Source organism: Curtobacterium sp. 9128, assembly GCF_007673775.1.
Lineage (GTDB): Bacteria > Actinomycetota > Actinomycetes > Actinomycetales > Microbacteriaceae > Curtobacterium.
Genome location: NZ_VEAF01000006.1, coordinates 137,800 through 162,628, shown reverse-complemented (window position 1 = coordinate 162,628; position 24,829 = coordinate 137,800). Strand labels below are relative to the sequence as shown.

The following is a 24,829-nucleotide window of genomic DNA, read 5'->3' as shown; positions in this document are numbered from 1 at the left end:
CACAATGGCGGTATGGCAACCGACGGGCAGACCAGCCAGCCGACGGTCCGCAGCGTCGAGCGGGCGCTCGACGTGCTGGAGCTCCTGGAGCGGAGCGACCGTCCGCTGCGGCTCGTCGACCTGAGTCGGGGGACGGGCCTCCACGCGGCGACCGCGCTCCGGATCGTCGGTGTGCTCCAGCGTCGCGGGCTCGTCCAGCAGGACGGTGGGGAGTACCGGCTCGGACCCGGCGCACTGGGCCTGGCGCACGGCTTCCTGGTCGGGGACCCCTTGACGACCAGGGCCCGGGGTGTGCTCCAGCAGCTCGCGGACTCCACCCACCTGACCTCGTCGCTCTACGTGCGCACCGGCCGGGAGCGCATCCTGACCGCCCGCGTGGACGGTCGCGACCCGCTCCGGTACCAGCTGCCGGTGGGACGTCGACTCCCGCTGGTCGTCGGCGCCGGCAAGACCATCCTCGCGTTCGTCACCGCGGACGAGCGGGAGGCGGTGCTCACCCACCACGGTGACACCACGGACGCGAACGGGAACCCGGTCAGCGTCGACGAGCTCCGCTCGTCGCTCGACGCGATCCACACCGACGGGTTCCACATCTCGATCGCCGAGCGCGACGTCGCCGTCGCGGCGGTGAGCGCACCGGTCTTCGACCAGCACGGCGCCGTGATCGGCGCGGTGTCGGCATCCGGACCGGCAGAACACAACGACAGGACGGGACTGGAGGCACTGGTCCCGGAGATCCGTCGGGCCGCGCAGGCGGTCGGACGGTAGGACGCGAGCCACGGCTCGCAGGGAAGGAACACCATGCGAGTCGGGTTCATCGGCCTCGGCGAGGCCGGAGCGATCTACGCCGCCGGGGTGCGCGCGGCCGGGCACGACGTCGTCGGGTTCGACCCGGCGCCGACAGCCGGTCCGGAGGGCGTCACCCGGCTCGGTTCGGTGGCCGAGGTGGCCGCGGCGAGCGACCTCGTCGTCGTCCTCACGAGCGCCGCGCTGAGTCGCACCATCGCCGAGACCGCGGCCGACGCCATCGCCCCCGGGACGGTCTACGCCGACTTCACGACCGCCTCGCCCGAGGACATGGTGCAGGCGGGGGAGCTGATCACCGCCGCCGGTGGGCGCTTCGCCGACGTCGCGATCCTCGGACCCGTCCCGCTCAAGGGCGCCGCGACCGAGACGATCGTCTCTGGTGCCGCCGCCGACACCGTCGGGGACCTCCTGGCGTCCCTCGGCTCCGCGGTCGAGCGCGTCGAGGGTCCTCCCGGCACGGCGACGTCGCGCAAGCTGCTCCGGAGCGTGCTCATGAAGAGCCTGGCGACCGTCGTCGTCGAGGCGCTCGAGGCCGGCCGTGCCGCCGGGTGTGCGGACTGGGTGCACGCGCAGATCGCCGCGCAGCTGTCCGGGGACGCCGACGCGAAGATCGAGCGCTACGAGTCCGGCAGCCGCAAGCACGCCGTGCGCCGCGCCCACGAGATGCAGTCCGTGTCGGAGTACCTGGAGCGGCTCGGGGTCGAGCCGGCGATGTCGTCGGCCTCCCGCCGCGTGCTCGAGCGCCTGGCGGAGGAGGGGGAGGAGCGGCACTGACCGCCAGGGACCGAGCCTTGCGGCTCTGCGCTCCGCCCTCTATGGTAACGATACCAACGACCCGGAGGAGCAACGATGCCCACCTCGACACCGACACGCACGACCCGCGTGGGCCGCGTCACCGCGGTCGCCCTCGTCCTCGGCGTGCTCGCCGCGGGGGCCCCGCAGGCCGCGGAGGCCGCGACCCCGGTCGCGACGACGCCGGACCCCGTCTGGCAGCAGCGCGCGAGCGCGACCTACGACGCCATGCAGGACGCCCTGTACACCGGGTCCGCCGGTCACGGGCTCTACCGGGAGAACACGGACACCTCGACCGGGAACCCGTACTCGTTCCTCTGGGAGTACCGCGAGGCGACCCAGGCCGCCCTCGACCTGCAGGGCCTCCCCGGCGTCGGCCCCGCCTACGCGAACTCCGCCGCGGCGCGCGTGGCCGGCTTCGAGCACTACCACGCCGTCGCACCGGGAGGGCGACCAGGGTACGAGTCGTACCTGCCGGCACCGCTCGGCACCGGCGGCGACGTCTACTACGACGACAATGCCGTCGTGGGCCTCTCCTTCGTCAGCCAGTACCAGGCGACCGACGACCCCGCGGCACTCGACCACGCACGGGCGGCGTTCGACATCGCCGTCCGGAGCTGGAACAGCGACGCGTCGCTGACCTGCCCCGGGGGATCGGACTGGATCGACCGACCGGACAACACCACCCGCGCGGCGAACGTCACCGGGCTGACCGCGCAGCTCGCGGCGCACCTCTACGAGGAGACGAAGGACGCCGCGTACCTGCGGTGGAGCACGAAGCTGTACGACTGGAACAACCGCTGCCTGCGCGAGTCGCCCGGGCTCTACCGGAACAGCCTCGGCGACGACGGCAGCGTCGACCCCACGCTCTGGACGTACAACTCCGGCGCGATGATCGGCACCGCGACGATCCTGTACCGGGCGACGGACGACCCGAAGTACCTCCAGCAGGCGGCCGCTGCCGCTCGGGCATCGTTGCGGTACTGGACCACGGACGACCGTCTCCAGCAGCAGCCCGCGATCTTCAACGCCTTCTACCTCAAGGACCTGCTGCTGCTCGACTCCGTGCAGCACGACCCGTCCTACCGTGCGGCCGCCGAGCAGTGGGCGACCGCGACGTGGCGCGACAACCGCGACCCGGCGACCGGGCTGTTCCACTTCCAGCCGAGCGGTGGCGGCGACCCCGCCTGGGACCGACCGGCCGCGACCCTCGACCAGGCGGCGATGATCCAGGTGTTCGCCGCGCTGGGCTGGTCGTCCGACCGGCTCGGGGACGTCAGTTGACCGCAGGGACGCACGAGCGTGCCACCGTCGGCGTCATGGACGTCGGCGGTGGGCACGTCACCGCGGCGCTGATCGACCCGACGTCCTCGGGGGAGGTGCTGACCGAACGGGGCGCCGCGATCGACCCCCACGCGGACCGGGACGCCCTGCTCGACCAGCTCGCCGGACCGGCGCGGGCGCTCGCCGGATCAGCGCCGCTCGTGGGCTGGTCGATCGCGATGCCCGGACCGTTCGACGCCCGCGCGGGGACGGGCACGTTCGCGGGCGTCGACAAGTTCCAGGCGATCGCCGGCATCGATCTCCGCGCGGCGTTGGCCGAGCGGCTCGAGGTCGCTCCCGGCGCCGTGCGGTTCGTCAACGACGCCGTCGCCTACGGGATCGGCGAGTGGGCGTGCGGTGCCGGCGTGGGGGCGCGGCGCATGCTCTGCATCACACTCGGCACGGGCGTGGGCTCGGCGTTCCTCCGCGACGGCGAGGAGGTCGACACCGGTCCGACCGTCCCGGAGTCGGGCGAGGTGCACCGGCTCCTGATCGACGGCCGTCCCCTGGAGGAGACGGTCTCCTCGCCGGCGATCCGTCGGGCCGACCGTGCGCGCTCCGGCCTCGACCGGACGGTGGCGGAGATCTGCGCTGCCGCCCGCGCCGGCGACGTGCAGGCGGACGCGGTGATGGCGACCGCGATGCGGGCGCTCAGCACGGCGCTGCTGCCGTGGGTGGACCGGTTCGGTGTCGACCGGGTCGTCGTCGGGGGCTCGATCGCCCGGTCGTGGGACGTCATCGGTGCACCGCTCGGCGCGGGACTCGGGCTCGACGGCCCCGGAGGACCCGGTGCACGCCCGACGCTGGTCCCCGCCGCGCTCGGCGCGCACGCACCGCTCGTCGGTGCCGCCACCGCGTGGACCAGGGCGTGACCGTCGAGGTGGTGCAGTCCTCGGTCACTGCTCGCGGATGTGCGGCGTCTGGGTCGCGATCTGGACGAGCGCGGTCGCTGATCGTGCTGCTGCTGCGACGATCACCTCGTCGTCGAGGTCCGTCCTCACTGCGGCCTGAACCGCCGCGTTGATCGAGAGCAACCCCATCCGCAGCAGGAGCACGTTCTCGTCGGACCGATCCGGGAGGAGCGAGGCCAACGCATCCGCGACGGCGTTGAGCTCATTGCCGATCCGCGCTGCTCCCGCTGGCAGACTCTGCAGCACGAGCGGGTTCGCCGCCAGGAACCGGATCCCCTGCAGCTTCTCCACGGTGAACGAACGCACCCACCGTTGTACCGCCACCTGGAGCAGCGCCGGATCGGACGGCTGCTGCTGTACCCACGCGAGCAGATCCTCCGCTTCGTCACCGCGCTGCTCGAACAGGGACCGCAGGATCGCCTCTTTGCCGTCGAAGTAGTAGTAGAGCGACGCTTTGTTGATCCCGAGCTCGTCGGCGATGTCTCGCAGCGACGTCCCCTCGTACCCCTGCTGCGTGAAGAGGCGAAGCGCCACGTTCAGCGCACGCTTCCGAGTGTCAGCGCCCGATGTCCGAGCTGCTCCCGCCTGGGGTGGTTTCGTCATGCCGCCAGTTTACCTACCCGGGGGTAGGCAAACTACCTACCGATAGGTAGGCTACTCAGGGACGAGAGGAACACCCGTGACTGAGTACACGATCACGCACGACTACCGGTACCCGCTGGCGGACGTCTGGACGGTGTTGACCGACCCGGAGTACGTCGCACAGTGGACGACCACCGGCCAGGGCGGACGCCCGGAGGGTTTCGAGCCCACGGTCGGCACTGAGTTCAGGTTCATCGGCAAGCCGACGATGGGTTGGGCCGGGGTGGTCTACTGCAAGATCATCGCGATCGAAGCGCCACGGTCGATGGTCTACACGTGGAAGGGTGACGACGACGCCGACGACGTCACCACCGTGACCTACAGCCTCGAGCCGACGCCGACCGGTACACGCTTCACCTGGCACCACACCGGCTTCACCGGCATCGGCGGGTTCGCGATGTCGAAACTGCTTGCGAACGTGCGACGCAAGATGCTCGCGGAGGGAGTCCCGGCGGTCCTCGCCGCCTACCGGCCGGAACAGGCGTGACCCACCCGATCGCCGCCGTCGTCATGCTCGCCGCGGCGGCCATGCACTGGTGGATGTTCGTGCAGGAGAGTGTCCTGTTCCCCGCTCCTTGCGACAGCCGCGAGACGAACAGGGAGGCTTCCCGTGACGACTCAGTACTCGATTGGCTGTCAAGACCCTGCTCTCGCCGCGTCAGCCTCTGCGCACGCAAGATGAGGACATGCGTTTCGACACCGTTCTGGCCGCAACCGACGCCCCGAGCCTCAGGGCAGAGGTCGCCGCGCTCCGGTCCCCTGCTCGACGCCTCGCTCGCGGGGTCATCGTGCTGCGTGGCGGCTCGGCGCAGCCGCGGCAGTTCCAGCTCGTCGTTGACGAGCGCGATGAGAGCTGGACGGTCGATCGGCAGGGTGACCGTCACCGCGACCGATTCGCGGAGGGGGTTCTCCATTCGGTTGACGGGCCGGTGGAGGTCAGCTTCGCCCGCAGCGGCGCGGTAGCACCTCCGGTTCGACTGCTCACCCCGGAGCTTCTGCCCTTATGGGGTTCGCCCGCGAGCTTCGTGCCGGTCCTGGTCCAACGGATCCGCGGGCACTGGCTGCTGGTGACCTGCGAACATGAGCGCGACCCGGCGGACCGCATGACGGTGGTCGTCGACGAGCGGGACGGCGTCGCGCACCGCTGGTACGGGACGAGCGAAGTCACGGTGCTCACGGAGGTCCGCGTGATGGATGACGACGAGCCGGCGCCGCCGCGCCGCCGCTTCTCCCGTCTGTCGGAGTGGCCAGCGCTCGAATACTGAAGGCCGCACCGTCGTCTCGCTGACCGATCGGTCGCGGGGCATTCGTCGTGGCCAGCGTGCGACCGTGTTCCCTCTTCACTGCCTGTCTGGATTCGGATTCCCGTCGTCATCGTCGCAGCGGTCATCCTGTCCCTCCGGCGGAGCCGCTCATGGCGTCTCTTTGGCCGATCGATCACCGGGCGCTGCGAGAGAACAGATGCGAGGGTTGCTGATCAGCGGCCGGGCGCGTAACACGCCTCGCTGCCGCGACCGGCGCAGGTAGCGTCCCGGTATGGAAATGGAGAAGCTGTGGCCGTTGTTCGGACTCGAACTGCGAACCCCGCGGCTGGTGTTGCGTCCGGTGCGTGACCAGGACCTCCCTGCCCTGGCACAGGCTGCGCTCGATGGCATCCACAACCCGGACCGCATGCCGTTTGGCTTCCCTTGGACCGATGCGTCTCCGGAGGAGCTGCCGCGGAACCTCGCGATGCACCAGTGGAGCCTCCGCCAAGTCTCCCCGCAGAACTGGACGATCCAGTTCGCCGTCATCCTCGACGGCGAGGTGATCGGGGCGCAGGACATCGCCGCGTTCGACTTCGCGAACCGCCGGACGGTGAACTCCGGTTCCTGGCTGACACGACGCGCCCAAGGCAACGGCGTCGGCACCGAGATGCGCGCCGCCCTGCTGCTGTTCGCCTTCGACACGCTGGGGGCCGAGTGGGCAGAGTCAAGCGCTGCGGCCTGGAACGCCCCGTCACTGGCCGTCTCCTACAAGCTCGGCTACGAACCGAACGGGGTTACGCGGGTATCGCCCCGATCCGGGCAACCGGTCGACGAACAGCGCGTGCGACTCTCCCGCGGTGCCTTCGAGCATCCGACGTGGAATCTGCAGACCATCGGCGATCAACCCGTTCTCGCACAGCTCGGCATCACTGCGCCGTAGGACGACCGCGCCGCGGAGCGGCGGTCAGAGCGAGCTCGCTGGCGGAGCCAAGACCGTCCGGTAGCTGATCGTCCATCGGGACGGTGTGTTCGTGACAGCTTCGTTGCAGTCGTCCCGGACGCGTTCACGGACGTGGTGCACGCGACCGCACAGACGCTCGTGCGCATCGAGAGGACGGTTGGCGGCATGCCGGGCTGAGGTGTTGCGTGCCACCCCGGCGAAACAGGCGATGAAGCGCGCCAGTCCGAGGAGCGCCGGACCGAGCTGTGGCGGCCTGGTTCCCTCTCCGACGGCCCGTTGAACGGAACACCGTCGCGCGCGGGACGTGCAGGGGGCCGATCAGCCGAAGGGCGACCACCTGCCACGTGGCACTCGGTCGCCGCTTGCAGCGCTGCCAGCGGAGATCGCCCCGCTCGACCCCGATGGTCGACCGGACACCCCTGACGCGACTCGACTCACTCGCTACGGCCGGTCCCGCGGACCGCGGCCTTCACCGTGCCGAGCCGCTGCCCCACGCCCGGCCCGTGCGGGCGGATCGTGTAGCGGCCGACGCTCGCCGGCACGATGAACGTCTCGGCGTAGTGCACGACGAACGGGTCGAACGCACCGTCCAGGCTCTCGACGACGGCCTCGGCACCCTCGACGAGGTTGAGCACGTTCACGGTGCCGTCCGTGTCGTGCGGGACGACGCCCTCGAACCAGTGCCGGCGGACCTCGATGAACTCGAGCTCGTGCAGGCCCGTGCGCTCCTCGACCCAGCCGTCGCCGCGCGCCACCTCGGTCACGCGGTTGACGAGCTCGTCCCGCGCGAAGTCGGTCCGGCGGTCCCACTGGATGTTCGCGAAGGCGTGGTCCAGGTGCACCGGACGCGGGACGCCGTCGAGTCCGACCCGTCCCCAGTCCCACATCTTGAACGTGAAGATGTAGGGGGTCGCGGAGATCTCGAGCACCATCGAGTCCGCCCCGGAGCAGTGCACGGTGCCGGCCGGGATGAGGAAGTGGTCGTGCTTCTTCGCCGGGAAGGTGTTGACGTACCGGTCGGCCGGGAACGGCTCCTCGCCGCTCGACGCGGTCCGCAGTGCCGCCTGCATCGCTGCGGGGTCGGCGTCGTCCCGGACGCCGAGGTAGACGACCGCGTCCTCTGCGGCGTCGAGCATGTAGTAGCTCTCGTCCTGCGTGTAGGGCATGCCGAAGACGTTCTGCATGTAGTCGGTCAGCGGGTGGACCTGCAGCGACAGGTTGCCGCCGGCCATGGTGTCGAGGAAGTCGAACCGGATCGGGAACTCCGCGCCGAACCGGGCGTGGGTCTTCGCGCCGAGCAGCTCGCGCGGGTGCCGGAAGACGAGGTCGAGCGCCGGGAGTTCGACGACCGTGTCCCCGATCCGGAAGAGCAGGCTGTTCTCCTCCGGGACGCAGTCGAAGCACCACGCGTAGTTGTCGGCGTCCCCGACCTCGAGGACCTCCTTCATCCACTGCCCGCCCCACACCCCGGGGTCGAAGAACGGCACGACGCGGAACGGGCGACGGCTGGCGAGCTCGAGGCCGGTCAGGAACGTCTCGGCGGTGATGAGCTTCGCGTCGGCCATCGAGCCGTTCGCGTCGAGGACCAGGTCGATGCTGTCGAACAGTGCACGCTTGTGCCGGTCGGCGACCCGCCACTCGACGAAGTAGCCGCGCTTGACCTTGCGGAGCTGGTCCTCGTCCCCGTTGTCCGCGCGCCAGTTCGGCGCACCGGCACGCTGCCGGCGCTGGATCTCCCAGCGGGCCAGGTCGGCGAGCACGACCGTGTCGAACGTGGTCGGGACGAGCGTGGCGCCCCAGCCGAACACGACGACGGGGCCGTCGGCCGCGCGGATCCGGTCGGCAACAGCGGCGAGTCGGTCGGTGTCGTAGAACTCGGCGAGCACCTGGTGCCCGAGGACGCCGAAGACCCGGTCGTCGGTGAGGTTCGCGGCGATGCGCTCCTCGATGACGGCGTTCGGCAGGGCGGCGGCGTCCTCGACGTCGATGAGGACGGCGTCGGGTGCGACCGCGGCGAGTTCCCGGCAGAGGCCGGTCAGGTCGCTGCCGGGGTAGGTGTCCACGGCCATCACGTGCCGACCCGTCAGGCGCCCGGCGAGCTGCTCCCACGCGGCTGACCCCGTCCAGACGTCGTGCCCCGGAGGGAGGTCGATGGCGGGTGCCTTGTCGTACTGGCCGACGGTCACCCCGGAGGGCAGGGAGGCGGACATGGGTCCCCTTTCACGCTGATAACGTTACCAACACTACTCCGGAAGCAGCGCGCGGACGCAAGCCGAGCCTCCAGGCCGCGCTCAGTGGTGGACGATGTGCACCGGCAGCTCGACCAGCCGCGGCGGCTCGCCGTCCGCGCTGCCGTCGAGCCGGGACAGCAGCATCCGCGCCGCGACGCGGCCGAGCTCGGCCGGGTCGTGGTCGATGACCGAGAGCGGCACCGGCGCCATGTCCGCGAAGTCGAACGAGTCGAAGGCGAACAGCCGGGGCGGGGAGGCGACCGTGCCGTCCGCGACGGCCTTGGCGATCGCGCGGATCGCACCGACGCTGATCCGGTTGTTCGCCGCGAAGACCGCCGTCGGGGGTTCAGTGCCGGTGAGGAGTCGGCGCATCGCCCGCTCGGCGCTGTCGGTGTCCTGGAGCTCGAGGATGACCAGGCCCTCGTCGGGGGTGACGCCGTGGGCGGCGAAGGCGCTGCGGAACCCGGCGAGACGGCGCTGCCCCGTCGACACCGTCACCTTGTTGCCGAGGAAGGCGATGCGGCGGTGCCCGTCCTCGAGCATCAGCGCGGTCGCGTCCCGGGCGCCGTGCACGTCGTCGATGAGGACGGCGTCGGCGGCGACGTCCTCGACCGTGCGGGAGGCGAGCACGAGCGGGGCGTCGTGCAGGCGGTCGACGGCGAACCGGGTGGTGTCCTGCCCGACCGGGACGACGATCAGCCCCTCGACCTGGCGACCGAGGAAGTCGGACAGGAGCTGTCGTTCGAGGTCGGCGTCCTCGTTCGTGGTGCCGACGAGGATGCGCCGGCCGGTCGCGGCCACGACCTGTTCGATGCCCTGCACGACGCCGGCGTAGTACGGGTTGCCGATGTTCGTGATCATCACGCCGACGAGCCCCGAGCGCTGCCCGGGCCGCAGGCTCCGTGCGTTCTCGTTGCGGTGGTACCCGACCTCGGCGATGACGCGTTCGACGTGTTCACGGAGTGCCGGGCGCACGTTCTTGCCCCCGGAGAGCACCCGGGACACCGTCATCGGGCTGACCTCGGCCACGCGCGCGATGTCCTTCACGGTCATCGCGGGCTTCCGGGTCGGTCCGGACCCCGCGGCTGGCTGCATGCGTCCCTGTATACCGGACATCGCGCTTGCGACCGGTCCGGCGCCGTGTATGCTCCCGTTGGTAACGTTATCAATTCACCGTCGAATGGAACGATCGATGCCGAACCCGTTCTCGCGAGGGCCCGCCGTGACCCGCCGCTCCGCCCTCGCGCTGGGTGGTGGTGGTCTCCTCGCCATGACCCTCGCCGCGTGCGCCCGAGGGACCGACACGAAGCCGTCCGCCCCCGGCACGGTCACGCTCAACAGCGACAACCCGACCTGGGGCCCCGGGTACGCCGCCGCCTCCGCCGTGCTGGCGAAGCGCATCGGGTACCGCATCACGTCCCGCTCCATCGCGAGCGTGAACAACTACACCCAGGTCATCCGGATGACGGCGCAGACCGACAGCACGACCGACCTGATCAAGTGGACGAACGGGTACCGGCTGCAGGACATCGCCCGCGCCGACATCCTCACCGACCTCAACCCGGCGTGGGACGACGCGATCGCCCGCGGCTGGGTCGACCCGGCGCAGCGTGAGTCCTTCACGTACCGCGGCAAGGCGTACGGCATGCCGCTCTACAAGAGCTACTACGCCGTCTTCTACAGCAAGAAGGCGTTCGCCGAGCACGGGATCACCGTCCCGACCACCTTCGACGAGATGCTCGACGCCGCCCAGAAGCTCAAGGACGCCGGCATCACCCCGTTCCTGTCCCCGGGTGCCACCACGTGGGAGGCCGAGATCTGGTTCATGCAGCTGCTCGCCTCGATCGACCCGGACTACTACAAGGCCGTCACGACGGACAGGGCGAGCTACGTCGCCGACCCGGCGGAGCAGGCCATGGACCTCTGGTCGACGATGTACGCCGACGGCTTCTTCTCCGCCCCGGACGTCACCTCGAACGACCTGCCCGGCCTGGTGAAGCAGGGCAGGTTCGGCATGATGCTCTACGGCACGTGGTTCGCGAACACCCTCCTCGCCGCCGGCCTGACCGACACGGACATCGGGTTCTTCCGGGTCCCGCCGCGGGGTTCCGCGAAGCCGGCCGTGGTCGTCGAGAGCGGCTCCCTGTCGGTCCCCGTGAAGGCGCACCGGCACGCGGCCGCCGTCGACGTCGCGCGGAACTGGCTCGCGACCGACGTGCAGACGGCCTGGGTCGGCTTCCTCGGCGACACGAGCCCGAACCCGAAGGCCCTGCCGAAGTCGCACCTCGTGCAGGACCTGGCGAAGGACATCGCCGCCACGCGTCCCGTCGAGCTCACCCGCTACTGGGAGGCCTCACCGACACCGCTCATCGAGGGCAACGTGCAGGACCTCGGGTCCTTCATGGTGAACCCGTCGAAGGCGAACGGCCTGGCCACCCTGCGGTCCATGCAGAACCGAGCAGTCACCGAGTGGAAGACCTGGAACGCCGCATGACGCTGACACAACCGCCCGTCCCCGACGCGGTGCTCGACCAGGAGGCCCGGCCCACCGCCCGACGTCGGCCCACCACGACCAGGCGCGCACCGATGCGAGCCCGCCTGACCGGCGGAGCGTTCCTCGCACCGTCCGTGGTGCTGGTCGTGGTGCTGCTGGTCGCCCCGTTCCTGTTCACGATCTACCGCAGCTTCTTCAACGACAACGGCTTCACCCGTAGCTGGGTCGGGATCGAGAACTACCGGGCGATGTTCGCCGACCCGGCGTTCGGCCAGTCCGTGCTGAACACCTTCATGTGGGTCGTCGGCACGCTGCTGCTGCCGGTCGGGATCGGGCTCGCGATCGCCGTCGGCACCTGGAAGCTGCGGCTCGGCGGCCTTGCGCGGTTCGCGATCGTGCTGCCGTACGCGATCTCCGGCTCGGCGACCGCCGTGGTCTGGACGTTCATGCTCTCCACCGACGGCGGGCTCGACACGATCCTGCACATGATCGGCCTCGACGGGCTCGTGTCGCAGTGGCTGCTCCAGTGGCCGCTCAACACGGTCATGATGATCGTCGCGACGACGTGGCAGGCCACCGGTGCCTGCGTGATCCTGTTCCTCGTCGGCCTGCAGTCGATCCCGCCGAACACGCTCGAGGCCGCCCAGATCGACGGTGCCTCCGGCTGGCGGCTGTTCTGGGCGGTGACGTTCCCGCAGCTGCGACCGATGACGGTCGTCGTCGTGGGGATCTCGATCGTCGGCAGCCTCAAGGTGTTCGACCAGGTGTTGCTGCTCACGAACGGCGGCCCCGGCACCGCGTCGGAGACCCTCGCGCTGACCATGTACCGCGAGACCTTCACGCTCTCCCGCTACGGCTCCGGCGCGGCCGTCGCCGTGTTCCTCACGCTCGTGGTCGTCGTGGCCTCGTGGGCGTACCTCCGTCGGCAACTCCGACCCACCGACTAGCTGGAGCCGTTCGATGACGAAGACCTCTCGCCGCATCCTGGCCGTCGTGCTGACCGTCGTGTCGCTGATCTGGCTGATCCCGTCGTACCTGCTCGTCGTGAACGCGTTCACGAAGAGCGCCGACTACTCGGGCACGCCCTCGTGGTGGCCGACCTCGTGGTCGCTGTTCGACAACATCGCGACCGCGTTCCAGAACGCGAACGTCGGGCAGGGCATGCTCAACAGCCTGCTGTACTCGGTGGTCGGGGCCGGTGCCGCGGTGTTCATCGCCGCCCTGGCGTCCTTCGCGGTCACGATCATGCCCGTCAAGCGCCCGACGTTCTGGTTCTGGGTGATCTACATCGGCACGATCCTGCCCCTGCAGGCGTTCCTCTCGCCGCTGTTCACCGGGTTCGCCGCGACGAGCCTGTTCGACACGCAGTACGGCATGCTCCTGGTCTACGTCGCGCTGACGATCCCGTTCGCGTTCTTCGTGGTCCGCGGGCACATGACCGGGCTGCCGAACGAGGTGCGCGAGGCGGCGTCGCTCGACGGTGCCGGCTGGGTCCGGATGTTCTTCCAGGTCCACCTGCCGCTGTCGACCAGTGCGCTCCTCGCCGCGTTCGTGTTCCAGTTCACCTGGATCTGGAACGACCTGCTGTTCGGGCTCACCCTGTCCACCAGTCCGAACATCCGGCCGGTGATGGCGACGCTCGCCGACCTCACCGGCAACTACTCGACCTACGGTCCGCCCGTGGCACTCGCCGGGGCGCTCGTCGCCTCGCTGCCGACGGTCATCGTGTTCTTCGCGTTCCAGCGGTTCTTCGCGCGCGGCCTGAACCCGACCGCCTGACCGTCCCGCCGCACCGCCCTCCGCCCCACACCTCGAAGGAACCCCAGCTCCGATGACCGAACCCGCCCTCGTCTCCGCCCAGCCCTGGTCGCACCTGGAGGCCCGTGCCGGACTCCTCGACCGCGCCACCGTCGCCTCGGCCGTCGTCGGGGGCGTGCGCGTCCGGGTGCTCCCCGAACCGCTGACGACCGAGCGGGACGGCGTGCCGGTGCAGGCCGTCCGACTGCTCGTCGACGGGCAGCTCCCGGACCCGACCGACGTGACGCTCACCGGACCGTCCGGTGACCTCGTCGTCGGCACGGCCCCCGCACCGGACACGGAGTCCGTCCGGTTGCTCGTCCGCGCCGTCGACGCGCCCACCGAGGTGGTCCTGGCGCTGCCGGGGCTCGGCGCCGAGACGATCCCCTTCGTCCTGCAGCCGCAGCGCGACTGGTCCGTGCACGTCGTGCACCACTCGCACTTCGACTTCGGCTACACCGACCCGCAGACCGCGGTGATCTCCTCGCAGCGGTCCTACCTCGACTCCGCGGTCGAACTCGCGGCGGCCACGAGTGAGTGGCCGGACGCGGCACGCTTCCGGTGGAACGTCGAGGCGTTGTGGGCGTTCGCCGACTGGGAGCGCCACCGTCCCGCCGCGAAGGTCGCCGAGTTCGTCCGGCTCGTCCAGCAGGGCTCGATCGGCCTGAGTGCCATGCCGTACAACCTGCACACCGACACATGCTCCACGGAGGAACTGCACGAGCTGCTCCGCGAGGCCCGGCGCATCCGCGAGCAGTACGGGATCGACTTCACGACCGCGATGCAGACCGACGTCCCCGGGCAGGTCGCCGGGCTGCCGGACGCCCTGCAGGAGGTCGGCGTGCGGTACCTCGCGGTCGCGCACAACTGGGCCGGCCGGTCGATGCCGCACCAGAACGGTGCCCTCGACCTGCCGCGCCTGTTCCGGTGGCGCACGCCCGCCGGCAACTCGGTCGTGGTCTGGATGACGGACAGCCCGCACGGCCTGGCGTACATGGAGGGGCCGATGGTCGGCCTCACCGAGTCGTACGAGGTCGCCGAGACGTACCTGCCCGCGTACCTCACCGCCCTCGCGACCCGCGGCTACCCGTTCCCCCCTGGGGTGTTCGGGGCGCACGGCGAAGAAGCCGAGGGACGCCCCGGGTACCCCTGGGGCGTGCTGCACCTGCGGACGCAGGGCTTCATGGGCGACAACGGCCCGGCACGCCTGCACCTCTCCGAGGTCGTCCGGCGCTGGAACGACACCTGGACGTCGCCGAAGCTCCGCGTCTCGACGAACGAGGACTTCTTCGCCGAGGCCGAGGCGCGTCACGGCGACGAGCTCGTCACCGTCGAGGGGGACTGGGGCGACTGGTGGGTCGAGGGTGTCGGGTCCGCCGCGGTGCCCCTCGCCCTCAGCCGGGAGGCCCAGGCCACCGTGAGTGACGCACGCTCGTTCTCGCAGGCCGCCGCGTGGCTCGGCGGCACGGCCGTCCCCACCGAGGGCGCCGACTCGGACGCGGCGTACGACGCGATCTCGATGTTCAACGAGCACACCTGGGGTGCGAGCAACTCGTGGACCCACGGCGACGAGGGCTACGACTCGGGGGAGCGCCAGTGGCAGTGGAAGGTCGCGCAGGCGCTCGTCGGGCACCAGCGCGGTCGGGACCTCGAGGAGCACGCCCTCGTCTACCTCGCCGACGCCGTGGCGGTCGCGGACGGCGCGCTCGCGTCGATCGTCGTCGCGAACGCCGCGGGAGCCGCACGGACGGGGACGGTCCGGTTCCTGCTCAAGGAGTCGACGGTGCCGCTCGACGTCGACGTCGAGGTCCGCGACGGTCGGACCGGTACACCGCTCGGCCTGGTCGTCGAGCCGCAGTCGAACGCCCTGCACCGCGAGTCCGGGCGGTGGGTCACCGTCCAGCTGGCCGACGTCCCCGCGTTCGGGTTCGTCCGGATCGACGTGCTGCGCGCCGAGGACACCGTCCCCGAGCCGCGGATCCACGACGCCCTCACCACGCCCGCCGCCGACCTGTTCTCCCTCGAGAACGCGTACCTCCGCGTGGCCGTCGACCCCCGCACCTCGACCATCCGGTCCGTGGTCGAGGTCGCGACCGGCCGCGAGATCGTCGAGCAGGACACGGCCGCCGGCTTCAACGGGTACGTCTACGACGAGTACGGGTCGTCCGGCGCGGGGGTGAACCACCTGGCGAACAAGCTCTGGAGCACCGACCGGCTCGAACTCCTCGCCAGCCGCACGACCGCGCAGGCCGCGGTCCTCGTCGAACGCGTCTCGGACGCCGTCGAGGAGCGCCTGGTCTACCGGTACCAGGCAGCCGGCGTCGACGCCGTCACGGTGACGCTCCGCCTGCGGCACGGCGAACCGCGCCTGCGCATCGAGAACCGTCTCGAGAAGCCGGTCACGCGCACGAAGGAGAGCGCCTTCTTCGCGTTCCCCTTCGCCGCCGCCGACCCGGTCGTCCGCTACGAGGTCTCCGGCGGCGTCACGGGCGACGGCCTCGCGCACGTCCCGGGTGCCCCGCAGCACATGCGCGCCATCCGGAACTGGGTCAGCGTCGAGGACGGGGACGACGCGGTCGTGTGGGTGACGAAGGACGCCCCGCTCGTGCACCCCGGCACGATCTCGCTTCCGTACGCGCCCTTCCCGGCGAGCACGGCTCCGAACCGGTCGGCGACCGTGTACTCGTGGGTGCACAACAACGTGTGGGACACGAACTTCCCGATCGAGCAGGGCTTCACCGCCACGTTCGCCTACGCGGTCGGCGTGCGCGCGGACAGCGCGGAGCCGGTGGAGTCCGTCGCCGTGCAGACCACGGCCGACCTGGTCCGCCCGTTCGCCGCGGTGCCCGCGTCCGGCACCGGGGCCGGGGCCGGAGCCGCGGACCTCGCGTCGGCGGAACTCCTGACGATCAGCGATCCCCGCGTCCGGCTCGTCTCCGTGGTCGCCGGGGACGACGAGCGCACGTCGATCGTCCGACTGCAGTCCTTCGCGGACGAGCCGGTCGACGTCGAGCTCGCCTTCGGGGTGCCCGTCGACACCGCCGCGCGGTCGACCTACCTCGGTGACGACACCGGCGCCGCGCTCGAGGTCGACGGGGACGCGGTGCGGACGACGCTCGCGCCGTTCGCGGCAGCTGCGGTCCGCATCAGCCGGATCAGCGGGGTGCGGTAGCAGCGGCGGCGCGGCCGGACGACGGACGGGAGGCTCGTGGCGGCGCCGCCACGGGCCTCCCGTCATCAACAGCCCTCGGTCGTTCGCGACGTCCCCGCGGAGTCCGACGCAGCGGGCTACGGCACCTGCCGCGGGACCGCGACGCGGGCGATGACGGCGGCCACCAGCGTCCCGGCCGCCGCGACCGACAGCACCACGGATCGTGAGGTGTGGACGTAGAGCGCCCCGAGCGCCGCCGGTGACACGGTGGTGAGCAGGAGCGACACCGCGGAGTTCGCGCCGGACGTCCTCGCCTGCAGTTCCGGGGGTGTCAGCGTGGCGAGACCCACGGCCGCTGAGACGCCGAGCGACGGGATCAGGAAGACACCGCACGACAGGGCCACGACGACGACCGGGACGTCGCCGCGGACGGCCATCACCGCCATCGAGCAGGTGAGGACGGCGAGCACCAGCACGAACAGCTGCCGTGTCCGGAGCCGGCGAGCGATCAGCCCGCTCGCGATGCTGCCGAGGAGCCCGGCGACGTTCACGGCGGCCTCGACGAGTCCGACGAGCCGGACGTCGACGCCACGGTCGATCAGGTCGATGGTGATCACCGCGCCAGCTCCGGCCAGGAACGTGTTCGCCAGCGCGCTGACCGCCACGATGGACAGCAGCGGCGAGCTCCGCGCGATGACGGTGAAGCCGCGCACCAGTTCTGCGAGCGCGAACGAGTCCCGGGGCGAGCCGGATCGGGGGTACCGGCGCACCAACGGGACCGCGATGAGGACGCTGACCGTCCAGGCTCCGGCGTCCAGGGCGAAGGGGAGTGCTCGGTCAGCGGCGATGAGCGCCCCGCTCACCGTGCCGGCAGCTGCCGCGGCGACCTGTGCTCGCATGGAAACCGCGCCGAAGAGCCTGGGCAGTTGGTCCCTCGGCGCGACGTGCACGATGGCGGTGTTCTCGCCGCGCGCCGCCGCGGTGCTCGCCAGTCCGGACAGGAGCGTCAGGAAGCACCAGACCGGCAGGTCGTAGCCGTGCGAGCGCGTGATCAGGAAGGCCACACCGGACGTGACGCACCCCAGGAGTCCGGCTGCGCCGATCACCAGCGGTGGTCGGACGAAGTCCGCGATCCCGCCGAGCAGGTTGCCGAGCAGCACGCCGACGGCGGCGCACGTGGCCACCGCGACGCCGGCGCTCGACCCGCCGAGGTGGTGGATCGCGATCACGGAGTACGCCAGGGCACTCACCGCGCCGGAGAACGTGGTGAGGACTCGCGACCACAGCACCAGCCAGAGTGCCGTGCGGGCGTCGATGTTCACCACGCTCCGATCTCGCTGTCCGTTCCGACGAAGTCGATGAGGGCGCCGATCCGTGCGCTCCCGGAGGTCGTGCGAGCACCACCCCGGACCGCACGGATGCAGCGTGCATCCGATCGATCACCGTACTGGATGCGCAGGAAGGACGCCGGAGGACCCGGGCGGCTCCCGTCCCTCAGCAGACCCACCGATGGGACACGCACCCTCGCGTCCGCCGGTCGGCTCGGTCGGTCCGCTCAGCGGACCCGGGCGGCGGTGACCGTCTCGGTCGCCGGGGCCGTGTCGAAGCGCCCAGCGCCCACGGGCTGCCCGGTACGCGGAGCGTGGAAGGTCGCCTCACCGCCGGTCGCCAGTGCGACGTGGTGGATCCCGTGCTCGTTCGCGAAGAACACCGGATCGCCGGGCCGGGCGTCCTCCGGTGCCACGGGCTCGAGTGCCTCGGCCTGGTCGTCGGCGTCACGCGGGAGGACAGCACCGAGCGCCCGGTAGGACACGTGGACGAGACCCGAGCAGTCGACACCGGCTGCGGAGGAGCCGGCCCAGAGGTACGGCGTGCCCGCGAAGGTGCGGGCGACGGCGAGTGCATCGGCGGGGTCGACCGGCTCCGGCGACGGCGCGCGCAGCGACGTGACCGCGGTCGCCGCGAGTTCGTGCACGACGCCGTCCGGGGCGAGGTACCTGCCGTCCGTTCGCCGGTCGAGGAGCGCGCCGAGGAGCGGCCCGGTCCGCACGACGACCGGGTCGGCCCGCGGGGTCTCGAGCGACACGAGGTGCGCGGTCGGCAGGAACCCGGGGTACCCGTCCGGGTGCTTCGACGACGGTTGGAGCGGCAGGCGGACCTCCGCCCACCCGTCCGCCTCGGCGACGACGACCACCGGCTCGCCGAGGACCGCGTGGGTGTCGGCGCGGTCGAGCAGCCCGAGCCGCGCCTCGTCGTCCAGCCCGGCGGCCCACGCGACGAGGTCCGGCCGGTCGGCCACGGCGGCGACGTCGATCGGTCGTGGCGCGGCCGGCGCGTTCCAGAGCACCGTGGCGGGGACGCCGACGACCGTCGGGGAGGTCAGCAGGTCGAGCATGCGGGTCATCGCGGGAGGCCCGTCGACGAGGCCGCCCGATCGAGCGCGACCCGCAGGTGTCCGTCTGCAGCGGCGAGCGCGGTCGTCGCGATGGCTGGGGTGCTGCCGGTCAGCAGCGCGAAGACCGCCTCCTTGACCGAGCCATGTGCGGCGTCCAGCGCGGCGGCCGCCGTGGCGGTGTCGACGCCGGTGACCGAGACGACGGTGCGACGGCTGCGGGCGACGAGCTTGGCGTTCGTCGCACGGAGGTCGACCATCACGTTGCCGTAGGTCTTGCCGAGCCGCACCATCGTCAGTGTCGAGAGCATGTTGACCACGAGCTTCTGGGCGGTCCCGGCGTTGAGGCGGGTCGAGCCGGCGATGAACTCGGCGCCGACCGGTGCCTCGATCGCGATCGATGCCGTCGCGCCCGTGCGGGAGTGCTCGTTGGCGGCGACCGAGACGGTGAGCGCGCCGACGTCGTTCGCGGCGCGGAGTGCGCCGAGGACGTACGGGGTGCGGCCGGAGGCGGAGAGACCGACGACGGTGTCCTGCGCGGTGGGGCCGACGGCGGCGAGGTCGGCGGCTCCCGACGCTGCGTCGTCCTCGGAGCGCTCGACGGCGGAGCGGATCGCGCGCTCTCCGCCCGCGATGATCCCGACGACGAGCGACGGATCGGTGCCGAACGTCGGCGGGCACTCGCTCGCGTCGAGGACACCGAGTCGGCCGGACGTCCCCGCGCCGATGTAGATGAGTCGACCGCCGCCGGCCATCCGCGTGCTGATGGCGTCGACGGCCGTGGCGATCGCCGGGAGTGCGGTGCCGACGGCGTCGAACGCGGCGCGGTTCCCGGCATGCATGGCCTGGACGAGGTCGGTGGTTCCGAGGAGGTCGACGGTGCTGCGGCTCTCGTCGACCGACTCGGTGGCGAGCGTGTCGAGCTCGTCACCGATGGCGTCGAGATCGGCGTCGTCGTCGAGCGCGCCGACGGAGCGGTCGTGGGGGTCAGGGGGCATCGACACGGGACACCTGCCTCTCATGGGGGAGATCGGGGTCGTCGAGGATGCGTGCGGCTCCGTCGAGGGCGTCGCCGAGCGGGTCGAGCACCTCGAGGCCGTCGTCGACGAGTGCCTGCCGGAGACGAGCCGCGAACCAGTCGTCCGCGACGAGCCCGCCGGTGACCGCGACGATGCGCGCAGGCCCGGCCGGAGTCACCGTGCCGGTGGTCGTGACGAGGTGACCGACCGCCCGCTCGACGATGTCCGCCGCGACCGCGTCGCCGTCGGCCGCGTGCGACAGGACGACGGGCGCAAAGGCCGCCAGGGTCCGTTCGGGAGTCGCGGACCCGCCGACGACCCCGGGGAGCGTGTCGAGTGTCGGCGCGAGCGCCGCAGCGGCCTCGCGGAGGGTGGTGTCGCGTCCACGGCCGTCGTGCGCGCGGAGGGCTGCACGGAGGCCCCGCTGCCCGATCCACCGGCCGGACCCGTCGTCACCGAGCCAGATGCCGGAGCCGTCCGCCCGCCGGAGGCGTCCGGAGCCGTCGATCCCGATCGCGACGGCGCCGGTCCCGGCGACGAGCACGGTTCCCGGTTCGCCGCCGAGCGCGCCGGCGTGCGCGGTCACGACGTCGCTCGTGACGACGACCCGGCCGCCGGAGGCCCTGGCGACACGGTCCGCGAGCTCGCGGGCGCGATCGGGCGCGGTCGCGGCTCCGGCAGCGCCGATGGCCACCCCGCCGCCGAACGCGGCGAGCGCGGTCGGCGCTGGACCGGGAGCGTCGAGCCCGGACAGCGCGTCGGTGATCGCGGCGATCGCGTCCTCGAGGCCGTCGTGCTCCGCGAGCCCCGCGCTCCCGTGTCCCGAGGCGGACCGGTCGGCGACGCGCACTCGACAGGTCGTCTTCCCCAGGTCGACGAGGACCACGGGATCGACGATGGCCACGGGGTCGGCGACGGCCGCGGGGTCGACGACGGCGGTGGGCTCGGCGGTCGGCATGGTGGGTAATTTACCTGATTGCCATACGTGATGAAAAGCATTGACGCACCGACGTCCGGCTCCGTACCATGACGACCAATCGGAACGCGCTCGGAGAGGTTGTCCATGACCGTGCTGGAATCGCCCAATAGTGTCGTCAGGGTGAGCATCCGGACCTCGATCCAGTCGCGACTCGACACCTACCCGCCCTCGACGAGGCGTGTGGCCGAGGCGATCCTGGAGCGTCCGCAGATCGTGCTCGAGCAGACGATCACCGAGCTCGCCCGCAACTGTTCCACGAGCGAGACGAGCGTCGTCCGCTTCTGCCGCACGATCGGCTTCACCGGCTACGCCCCGATGCGCCTGCAGATGGCCACCGAGCTCGCGACCGAGTCCGCCCAGTTCGGCCAGGTCGGCGAGTACGGCTCCGACATCACCGACGCCGACTCCCTCGCCGACATGATCGCGAAGATCAGCAGGTCCGAGATCGTCGGCATCCAGGAGACGGCGGCGTCGCTCGACCTCGACGTGCTGCAGTCCGTCATCGACCGGGTCGCCGCCGCCGAGACCGTCGTCGTGTTCGGTGTGTCCGCGAGCAACGCCTCTGCGCGCGACCTCGCGCAGAAGCTCCTCCGCGTCGGTCGCACGGCGCTGTCGTTCGCGGACGCGCACGATGCGCTGGTGCCGGCGACGCTCCTCGGTCCGACCGGTGTCGCGATCGCGTTCTCGCACAGCGGTCGGACGCGCGAGGCGATCGAGTTCCTCCGTGCCGCGCAGGACAGCGGAGCTGCGACGGTGGCCGTCACGAACGCCGCGGACTCGCCGCTCGGCCGCGTCGCTGACGCCGTGCTCCGGACGGCCGTCCGCGAGACCGCCTTCCGCTCCGGCGCGATGGCGAGCAGGATCGCGCAGCTCACGGTCGTCGACTACCTCTTCGTCGGGGTCGCCCGCGCCGACCACGACCGGAGCGTCGCCGCCATCCGGCGCACGCACTCAGCCGTCCGACCACTCCGCGACCATGAGTGAGGTGCCGGTCGCCGCGATCGACCGACTGCTCGCCGACCCGGTGCTCCGCGCGTCCGTGATCGGCGACGCGCGTGTCGGCCTGGTCACGAACGACACCGCGGTCACCGCGGACCTCGAGCGCTCCGCCGACGCACTGCAGCGCATCGGCGTGCGCCTCGCCGTGCTGTTCGGGCCGGAGCACGGCATGCACGGCACCGGGCAGGCGGGGGAGTCCGAGTCCGTCGACCACGACCACGCCACCGGGCTGCCCGTCGTCGACACCTACGAGCTCGACCCCGACCGCCTCGCCGAGCAGATCACCGCAGCGCGGGTCGACCTGGTGCTGGTCGACCTGCCGGACATCGGGACGCGGTTCTGGACCTACCCCTGGACGATGGTCGACTGCCTCGTCGCCGCGGACCGCGCCGGCGTGCGGGTGGTCGTGCTCGACCGTCCGAACCCGATCGGCGGCACCCTCGTCGAGGGACCCGGGCTCGACCCGGCGTTCGCGAGCTTCGTCGGTCGGCTGGACGTCCCGATCCGGCACGGGATGACCCTCGGCGAGCTCGCACGGACGGCGGTCGCCGCCGGCACGGGTGGCCTCCGCGTGACGGCGGCGCTCGACGTCGTCGGGGTCGCGGGGTGGGCGGACCGTGCACCGTGGGCGCGGGGCGGCGGTCCGTGGGTCACGCCGTCGCCGAACCTGCCGACCCCGGACACCGCGTTCGTCTACCCCGGCACCGGGCTCGTCGAGGGCACGAACCTCAGCGAGGGGCGCGGGACGACCCGTCCGTTCGAGACCGTCGGCGCACCGTGGCTCGACGACCGCTTCGTGCCGGCACTCCGTGACCTCGGGCTCCCCGGCGTCGCCCTGCGCGAGACCCGCTTCCGTCCGACGTTCCACAAGTACGCGGGGCAGACCGTACGCGGTGTCGTCCTGCACGTCACCGACCGTGATCGCTTCCGTCCGGTCCGGACGGGACTCGCGGTCATCGGGACCGCTGCCCGGCTGTACCCGGACGCGTTCGCCGTGCGGGCGCAGCCTGTGGACGCCCCGGCCGAGCCCGGGTGTCCGCTCGACCGCCTCTGGGGCTCCGACCGACTGCGGCTCGCGCTCGCCGCGGGCGAGGACGTGGTCGGGTTCGCGGACGCGCCCGACGACCGAGTCGCCGTATGAGCCTGGAGGCCCGGCTCACCTCGCTCCTCGACGTCGCGGTGGACGGTGGGGTCGCCTCCGCCGCGGCTGCCGTCGTGGTCGTCGACGGCAGCGTCGCCGCCCGGAGCGTCCGGGGGACGTTCGCGACCGTGGACGACGACGGTGTCGTGGTCCCCGTCGCAGCGCGCACCGCGATCCCCGACGGAGCGCTCTTCGACCTGGCGTCCGTGACGAAGACGTACTCCGCGTACACGCTCCTCCGGCTCGTCGAGGCCGGCGTGCTCGGACTCGACGAGCCGATCGCGGAGCACCTGCCCGACTACCGGACCGACCGGGACCGACGGGCCGTCACCCTCCGGCACCTGCTGACCCACACGTCCGGGCTCCCGGCGACCTGGGCCGGCTGGCGGGCCCCGTTCGACGCGGCGCTGGCCGCGCTGCCGGACGGCGCCCCGCCGTTCCGGGCGTCCCCGCTGGCGGACCGGGCCGCACTGCGGGCGGACCTGGCGCGCACGACGCTCACCGCGCCTCCAGGCCGGCACTGGGAGTACGCGTGCACCGGGTTCAACACGGCCATGCTCGTGGCGGAGGCGGCGACCGGCGAGCCGTGGGCCGACCTCGTCTCGCGCGAGACGCTCCTCCCGCTCGGGCTCGCCGACACCCGGTACCGGCCGGCCGATGCCGGGCTGCGGGACGGCGTCGTCGCGACCGAGCACCAGCCGGAGCTGCACCGCGGCGTCGTGCGCGGCGACGTGCACGACGAGTCGTCCTGGTCGCTCAGCGGCGCGACCGCGAACGCCGGGCTCTTCGCCGACGTCGACGACGTCGCGCGGTTCGGTGAGGTGCTCCGTCGTGGCGAGACGGAGGTCACCGCGCGGTGGATGTGGGACGACCAGCTGCCAGGGGTGACCGGGAGGCCGGACCCCCGCGGTGACGGGACGGGAGCGAGTCTCGGTCTCCGGGTCGGCGAGACCTCGTGGATGGGCGAGCCGGGGACGGCGTCGCGCGGGCACACCGGGTTCACGGGCACGTCGGTCCAGGTCGACCGCGGTGCCGGACTGACGATCGTGCTGCTGACGAACCGGGTGCACCCCACTCGACACGGATCCGGCATCACGGCCCTGCGTCGCGACGTCGCCGAACTGGCGTTCGCGTGCCGGTGAGCGTGGCCGGCGCCGGCGAACCGCTCGTCGCCTGGGTGCTCCTCGACCCCGCGGGCGCCACGGTGTCCGAGCAGGACGCCGACGTGGTGCTGCCGGCGGCGTCCACGATCAAGCTCCTCGTGCTGCTCGCCCTGCTCCGGGGGGTCGACGACGGCACGGTCGCGCTGGACCGATCGGTCACGGTGTCCTCGTCCACGGTGTCGGCGGCGGGCGGGGGCATCGTCGTCCGACCGGATCCGGAGGACGCCGACCCGGAGTTCCCGCGGGACGGTGCGGAGGCGACGGTCGCGGCGCTCGCCGGCATGATGATCGAACGGTCGTCGAACGAGGCGACCAACGTGCTCCTGGACCTGCTCGGCACCGCGCGGATCGCGGACACCGTCGAGGCGGCCGGGCTCAGCCGGACGGTCCTCGACCGCAAGCTCGGTGACGTGCCGGCGCAGCGTGCCGGCCTCGAGAACCGGTCGTCGCCGTCCGATCTCGCCCGCACCATGCAGTCGCTCGTGTCCGGCCGGACGCTCACGGCGGCGAGCACCGCGTTCGCGCGTGCGGTGCTCGCGCGGCAGCGGTTCCCGCACATCGCTCGTGAGCTGCCGCCGGGCCGGTGGTGGGGGTCGAAGAGCGGGTGGGTGCCCGGGGTCGTGCACGACGTCGCGGCGTTCGCGACCGCTCCGGACGCCGATGACGCGTCCGTCCTGGCGGTCTGCACACGCGGCTTCGACGAGACACAGGGCGACGCGGTGATCCGCTCCGTGGGAAGCGTGTTGCGATCGTGTTTCCTCGCCGTGTAAACCATTGACG

At 71.8% G+C, this 24,829-nt stretch carries 22 protein-coding genes; 15 read left to right on the top strand and 7 right to left on the bottom strand.

Annotated elements, in window-relative coordinates:
- The first annotated feature begins 12 nt into the window (after nucleotides 1–12).
- From FS641_RS14210 to FS641_RS14195, 4 genes are all read left to right on the top strand, one after another.
- Nucleotides 13–768: an IclR family transcriptional regulator gene (locus tag FS641_RS14210; protein ID WP_144764930.1), complete on the top strand. Its 756-nt coding sequence runs from the start codon at nucleotides 13–15 to the stop codon at nucleotides 766–768.
- Between the two features lie 33 nt (nucleotides 769–801).
- On the top strand, nucleotides 802–1,581 hold the full coding sequence (locus tag FS641_RS14205) for a DUF1932 domain-containing protein (protein ID WP_144764928.1): 780 nt from the start codon (nucleotides 802–804) through the stop codon (nucleotides 1,579–1,581).
- Between the two features lie 75 nt (nucleotides 1,582–1,656).
- Entirely contained in the window at nucleotides 1,657–2,883 is a 1,227-nt protein-coding gene (locus tag FS641_RS14200) for a glycoside hydrolase family 76 protein (protein WP_144764926.1), read from the top strand.
- Entirely contained in the window at nucleotides 2,880–3,794 is a 915-nt protein-coding gene (locus tag FS641_RS14195) for an ROK family protein (RefSeq protein ID WP_144764924.1), read from the top strand. The genes FS641_RS14200 and FS641_RS14195 overlap by 4 nt, the downstream gene beginning before the upstream one ends.
- A gap of 24 nt (nucleotides 3,795–3,818) precedes the next feature.
- Here FS641_RS14195 and FS641_RS14190 read toward each other — a convergent pair whose 3' ends face one another.
- On the bottom strand, nucleotides 3,819–4,367 hold the full coding sequence (locus FS641_RS14190; protein ID WP_186317775.1) for a TetR/AcrR family transcriptional regulator: 549 nt from the start codon (nucleotides 4,365–4,367) through the stop codon (nucleotides 3,819–3,821).
- A 145-nt stretch (nucleotides 4,368–4,512) separates the two neighbouring features.
- Between FS641_RS14190 and FS641_RS14185 the strand changes: the two genes are divergently transcribed.
- The 3 genes from FS641_RS14185 (at nucleotide 4,513) to FS641_RS14175 (ending at nucleotide 6,662) form a co-directional block, all read left to right on the top strand.
- Nucleotides 4,513–4,962 carry an SRPBCC domain-containing protein gene (locus FS641_RS14185; RefSeq protein ID WP_144764920.1) on the top strand — a complete coding sequence of 150 codons (450 nt, stop codon included), beginning with the start codon at nucleotides 4,513–4,515 and terminating at the stop codon, nucleotides 4,960–4,962.
- Between the two features lie 199 nt (nucleotides 4,963–5,161).
- Nucleotides 5,162–5,740 carry a hypothetical protein gene (locus FS641_RS14180; protein WP_144764918.1) on the top strand — a complete coding sequence of 193 codons (579 nt, stop codon included), beginning with the start codon at nucleotides 5,162–5,164 and terminating at the stop codon, nucleotides 5,738–5,740.
- A gap of 271 nt (nucleotides 5,741–6,011) precedes the next feature.
- On the top strand, nucleotides 6,012–6,662 hold the full coding sequence (locus tag FS641_RS14175) for a GNAT family N-acetyltransferase (protein WP_144764916.1): 651 nt from the start codon (nucleotides 6,012–6,014) through the stop codon (nucleotides 6,660–6,662).
- A gap of 455 nt (nucleotides 6,663–7,117) precedes the next feature.
- Here FS641_RS14175 and FS641_RS14170 read toward each other — a convergent pair whose 3' ends face one another.
- Entirely contained in the window at nucleotides 7,118–8,893 is a 1,776-nt protein-coding gene (locus FS641_RS14170) for a class I mannose-6-phosphate isomerase (protein WP_144764914.1), read from the bottom strand.
- 81 nt (nucleotides 8,894–8,974) lie between these two features.
- Nucleotides 8,975–10,009, bottom strand: coding sequence for a LacI family DNA-binding transcriptional regulator (locus FS641_RS14165; protein ID WP_144764912.1), 1,035 nt, complete (start codon nucleotides 10,007–10,009; stop codon nucleotides 8,975–8,977).
- A gap of 127 nt (nucleotides 10,010–10,136) precedes the next feature.
- Here FS641_RS14165 and FS641_RS14160 point away from each other — a divergent pair, with 127 nt between their 5' ends.
- Genes FS641_RS14160 through FS641_RS14145 form a run of 4 tightly spaced genes read left to right on the top strand, consistent with a single transcriptional unit; the run spans nucleotide 10,137 to nucleotide 16,377 of the window.
- Nucleotides 10,137–11,408, top strand: coding sequence for an ABC transporter substrate-binding protein (locus tag FS641_RS14160; protein WP_186317774.1), 1,272 nt, complete (start codon nucleotides 10,137–10,139; stop codon nucleotides 11,406–11,408).
- Nucleotides 11,405–12,355 carry a carbohydrate ABC transporter permease gene (locus FS641_RS14155; RefSeq protein WP_144764908.1) on the top strand — a complete coding sequence of 317 codons (951 nt, stop codon included), beginning with the start codon at nucleotides 11,405–11,407 and terminating at the stop codon, nucleotides 12,353–12,355. Before FS641_RS14160 ends, FS641_RS14155 begins: the two co-directional genes overlap by 4 nt.
- 13 nt (nucleotides 12,356–12,368) lie before the next feature.
- Nucleotides 12,369–13,187, top strand: a complete 819-nt coding sequence (locus tag FS641_RS14150; RefSeq protein WP_144764906.1) for a carbohydrate ABC transporter permease — start codon at nucleotides 12,369–12,371, stop codon at nucleotides 13,185–13,187.
- A gap of 52 nt (nucleotides 13,188–13,239) precedes the next feature.
- Nucleotides 13,240–16,377: a glycoside hydrolase family 38 C-terminal domain-containing protein gene (locus FS641_RS14145; protein WP_144764904.1), complete on the top strand. Its 3,138-nt coding sequence runs from the start codon at nucleotides 13,240–13,242 to the stop codon at nucleotides 16,375–16,377.
- A 116-nt stretch (nucleotides 16,378–16,493) separates the two neighbouring features.
- Here the strand turns inward: FS641_RS14145 and FS641_RS14140 are convergent, their stop codons facing one another.
- From FS641_RS14140 to FS641_RS14125, 4 genes are all read right to left on the bottom strand, one after another.
- Nucleotides 16,494–17,681, bottom strand: a complete 1,188-nt coding sequence (locus tag FS641_RS14140; RefSeq protein ID WP_186317773.1) for an MFS transporter — start codon at nucleotides 17,679–17,681, stop codon at nucleotides 16,494–16,496.
- 230 nt (nucleotides 17,682–17,911) lie between these two features.
- A complete protein-coding gene (locus FS641_RS14135; protein WP_144764900.1) occupies nucleotides 17,912–18,760 on the bottom strand; it encodes a C40 family peptidase in 849 nt (282 codons plus the stop codon).
- On the bottom strand, nucleotides 18,757–19,746 hold the full coding sequence (murQ, locus tag FS641_RS14130) for an N-acetylmuramic acid 6-phosphate etherase (protein WP_144764898.1): 990 nt from the start codon (nucleotides 19,744–19,746) through the stop codon (nucleotides 18,757–18,759). The genes FS641_RS14135 and murQ overlap by 4 nt, the downstream gene beginning before the upstream one ends.
- Nucleotides 19,736–20,725: an N-acetylglucosamine kinase gene (locus FS641_RS14125; protein WP_144764896.1), complete on the bottom strand. Its 990-nt coding sequence runs from the start codon at nucleotides 20,723–20,725 to the stop codon at nucleotides 19,736–19,738. The genes murQ and FS641_RS14125 overlap by 11 nt, the downstream gene beginning before the upstream one ends.
- Before the next feature lie 141 nt (nucleotides 20,726–20,866).
- Between FS641_RS14125 and FS641_RS14120 the strand changes: the two genes are divergently transcribed.
- The 4 genes from FS641_RS14120 to FS641_RS14105 are packed head-to-tail and all read left to right on the top strand — an operon-like array spanning nucleotide 20,867 to nucleotide 24,819.
- On the top strand, nucleotides 20,867–21,730 hold the full coding sequence (locus FS641_RS14120; protein ID WP_144765231.1) for a MurR/RpiR family transcriptional regulator: 864 nt from the start codon (nucleotides 20,867–20,869) through the stop codon (nucleotides 21,728–21,730).
- Nucleotides 21,723–22,886 carry an exo-beta-N-acetylmuramidase NamZ domain-containing protein gene (locus tag FS641_RS14115; protein WP_144764894.1) on the top strand — a complete coding sequence of 388 codons (1,164 nt, stop codon included), beginning with the start codon at nucleotides 21,723–21,725 and terminating at the stop codon, nucleotides 22,884–22,886. Before FS641_RS14120 ends, FS641_RS14115 begins: the two co-directional genes overlap by 8 nt.
- Nucleotides 22,883–24,028 (top strand): serine hydrolase, encoded by a 1,146-nt coding sequence (locus tag FS641_RS14110; RefSeq protein ID WP_144764892.1) that lies wholly within the window; start codon nucleotides 22,883–22,885, stop codon nucleotides 24,026–24,028. The genes FS641_RS14115 and FS641_RS14110 overlap by 4 nt, the downstream gene beginning before the upstream one ends.
- Entirely contained in the window at nucleotides 24,019–24,819 is an 801-nt protein-coding gene (locus tag FS641_RS14105) for a serine hydrolase (RefSeq protein WP_186317772.1), read from the top strand. The genes FS641_RS14110 and FS641_RS14105 overlap by 10 nt, the downstream gene beginning before the upstream one ends.
- Nucleotides 24,820–24,829 lie beyond the last annotated feature (10 nt).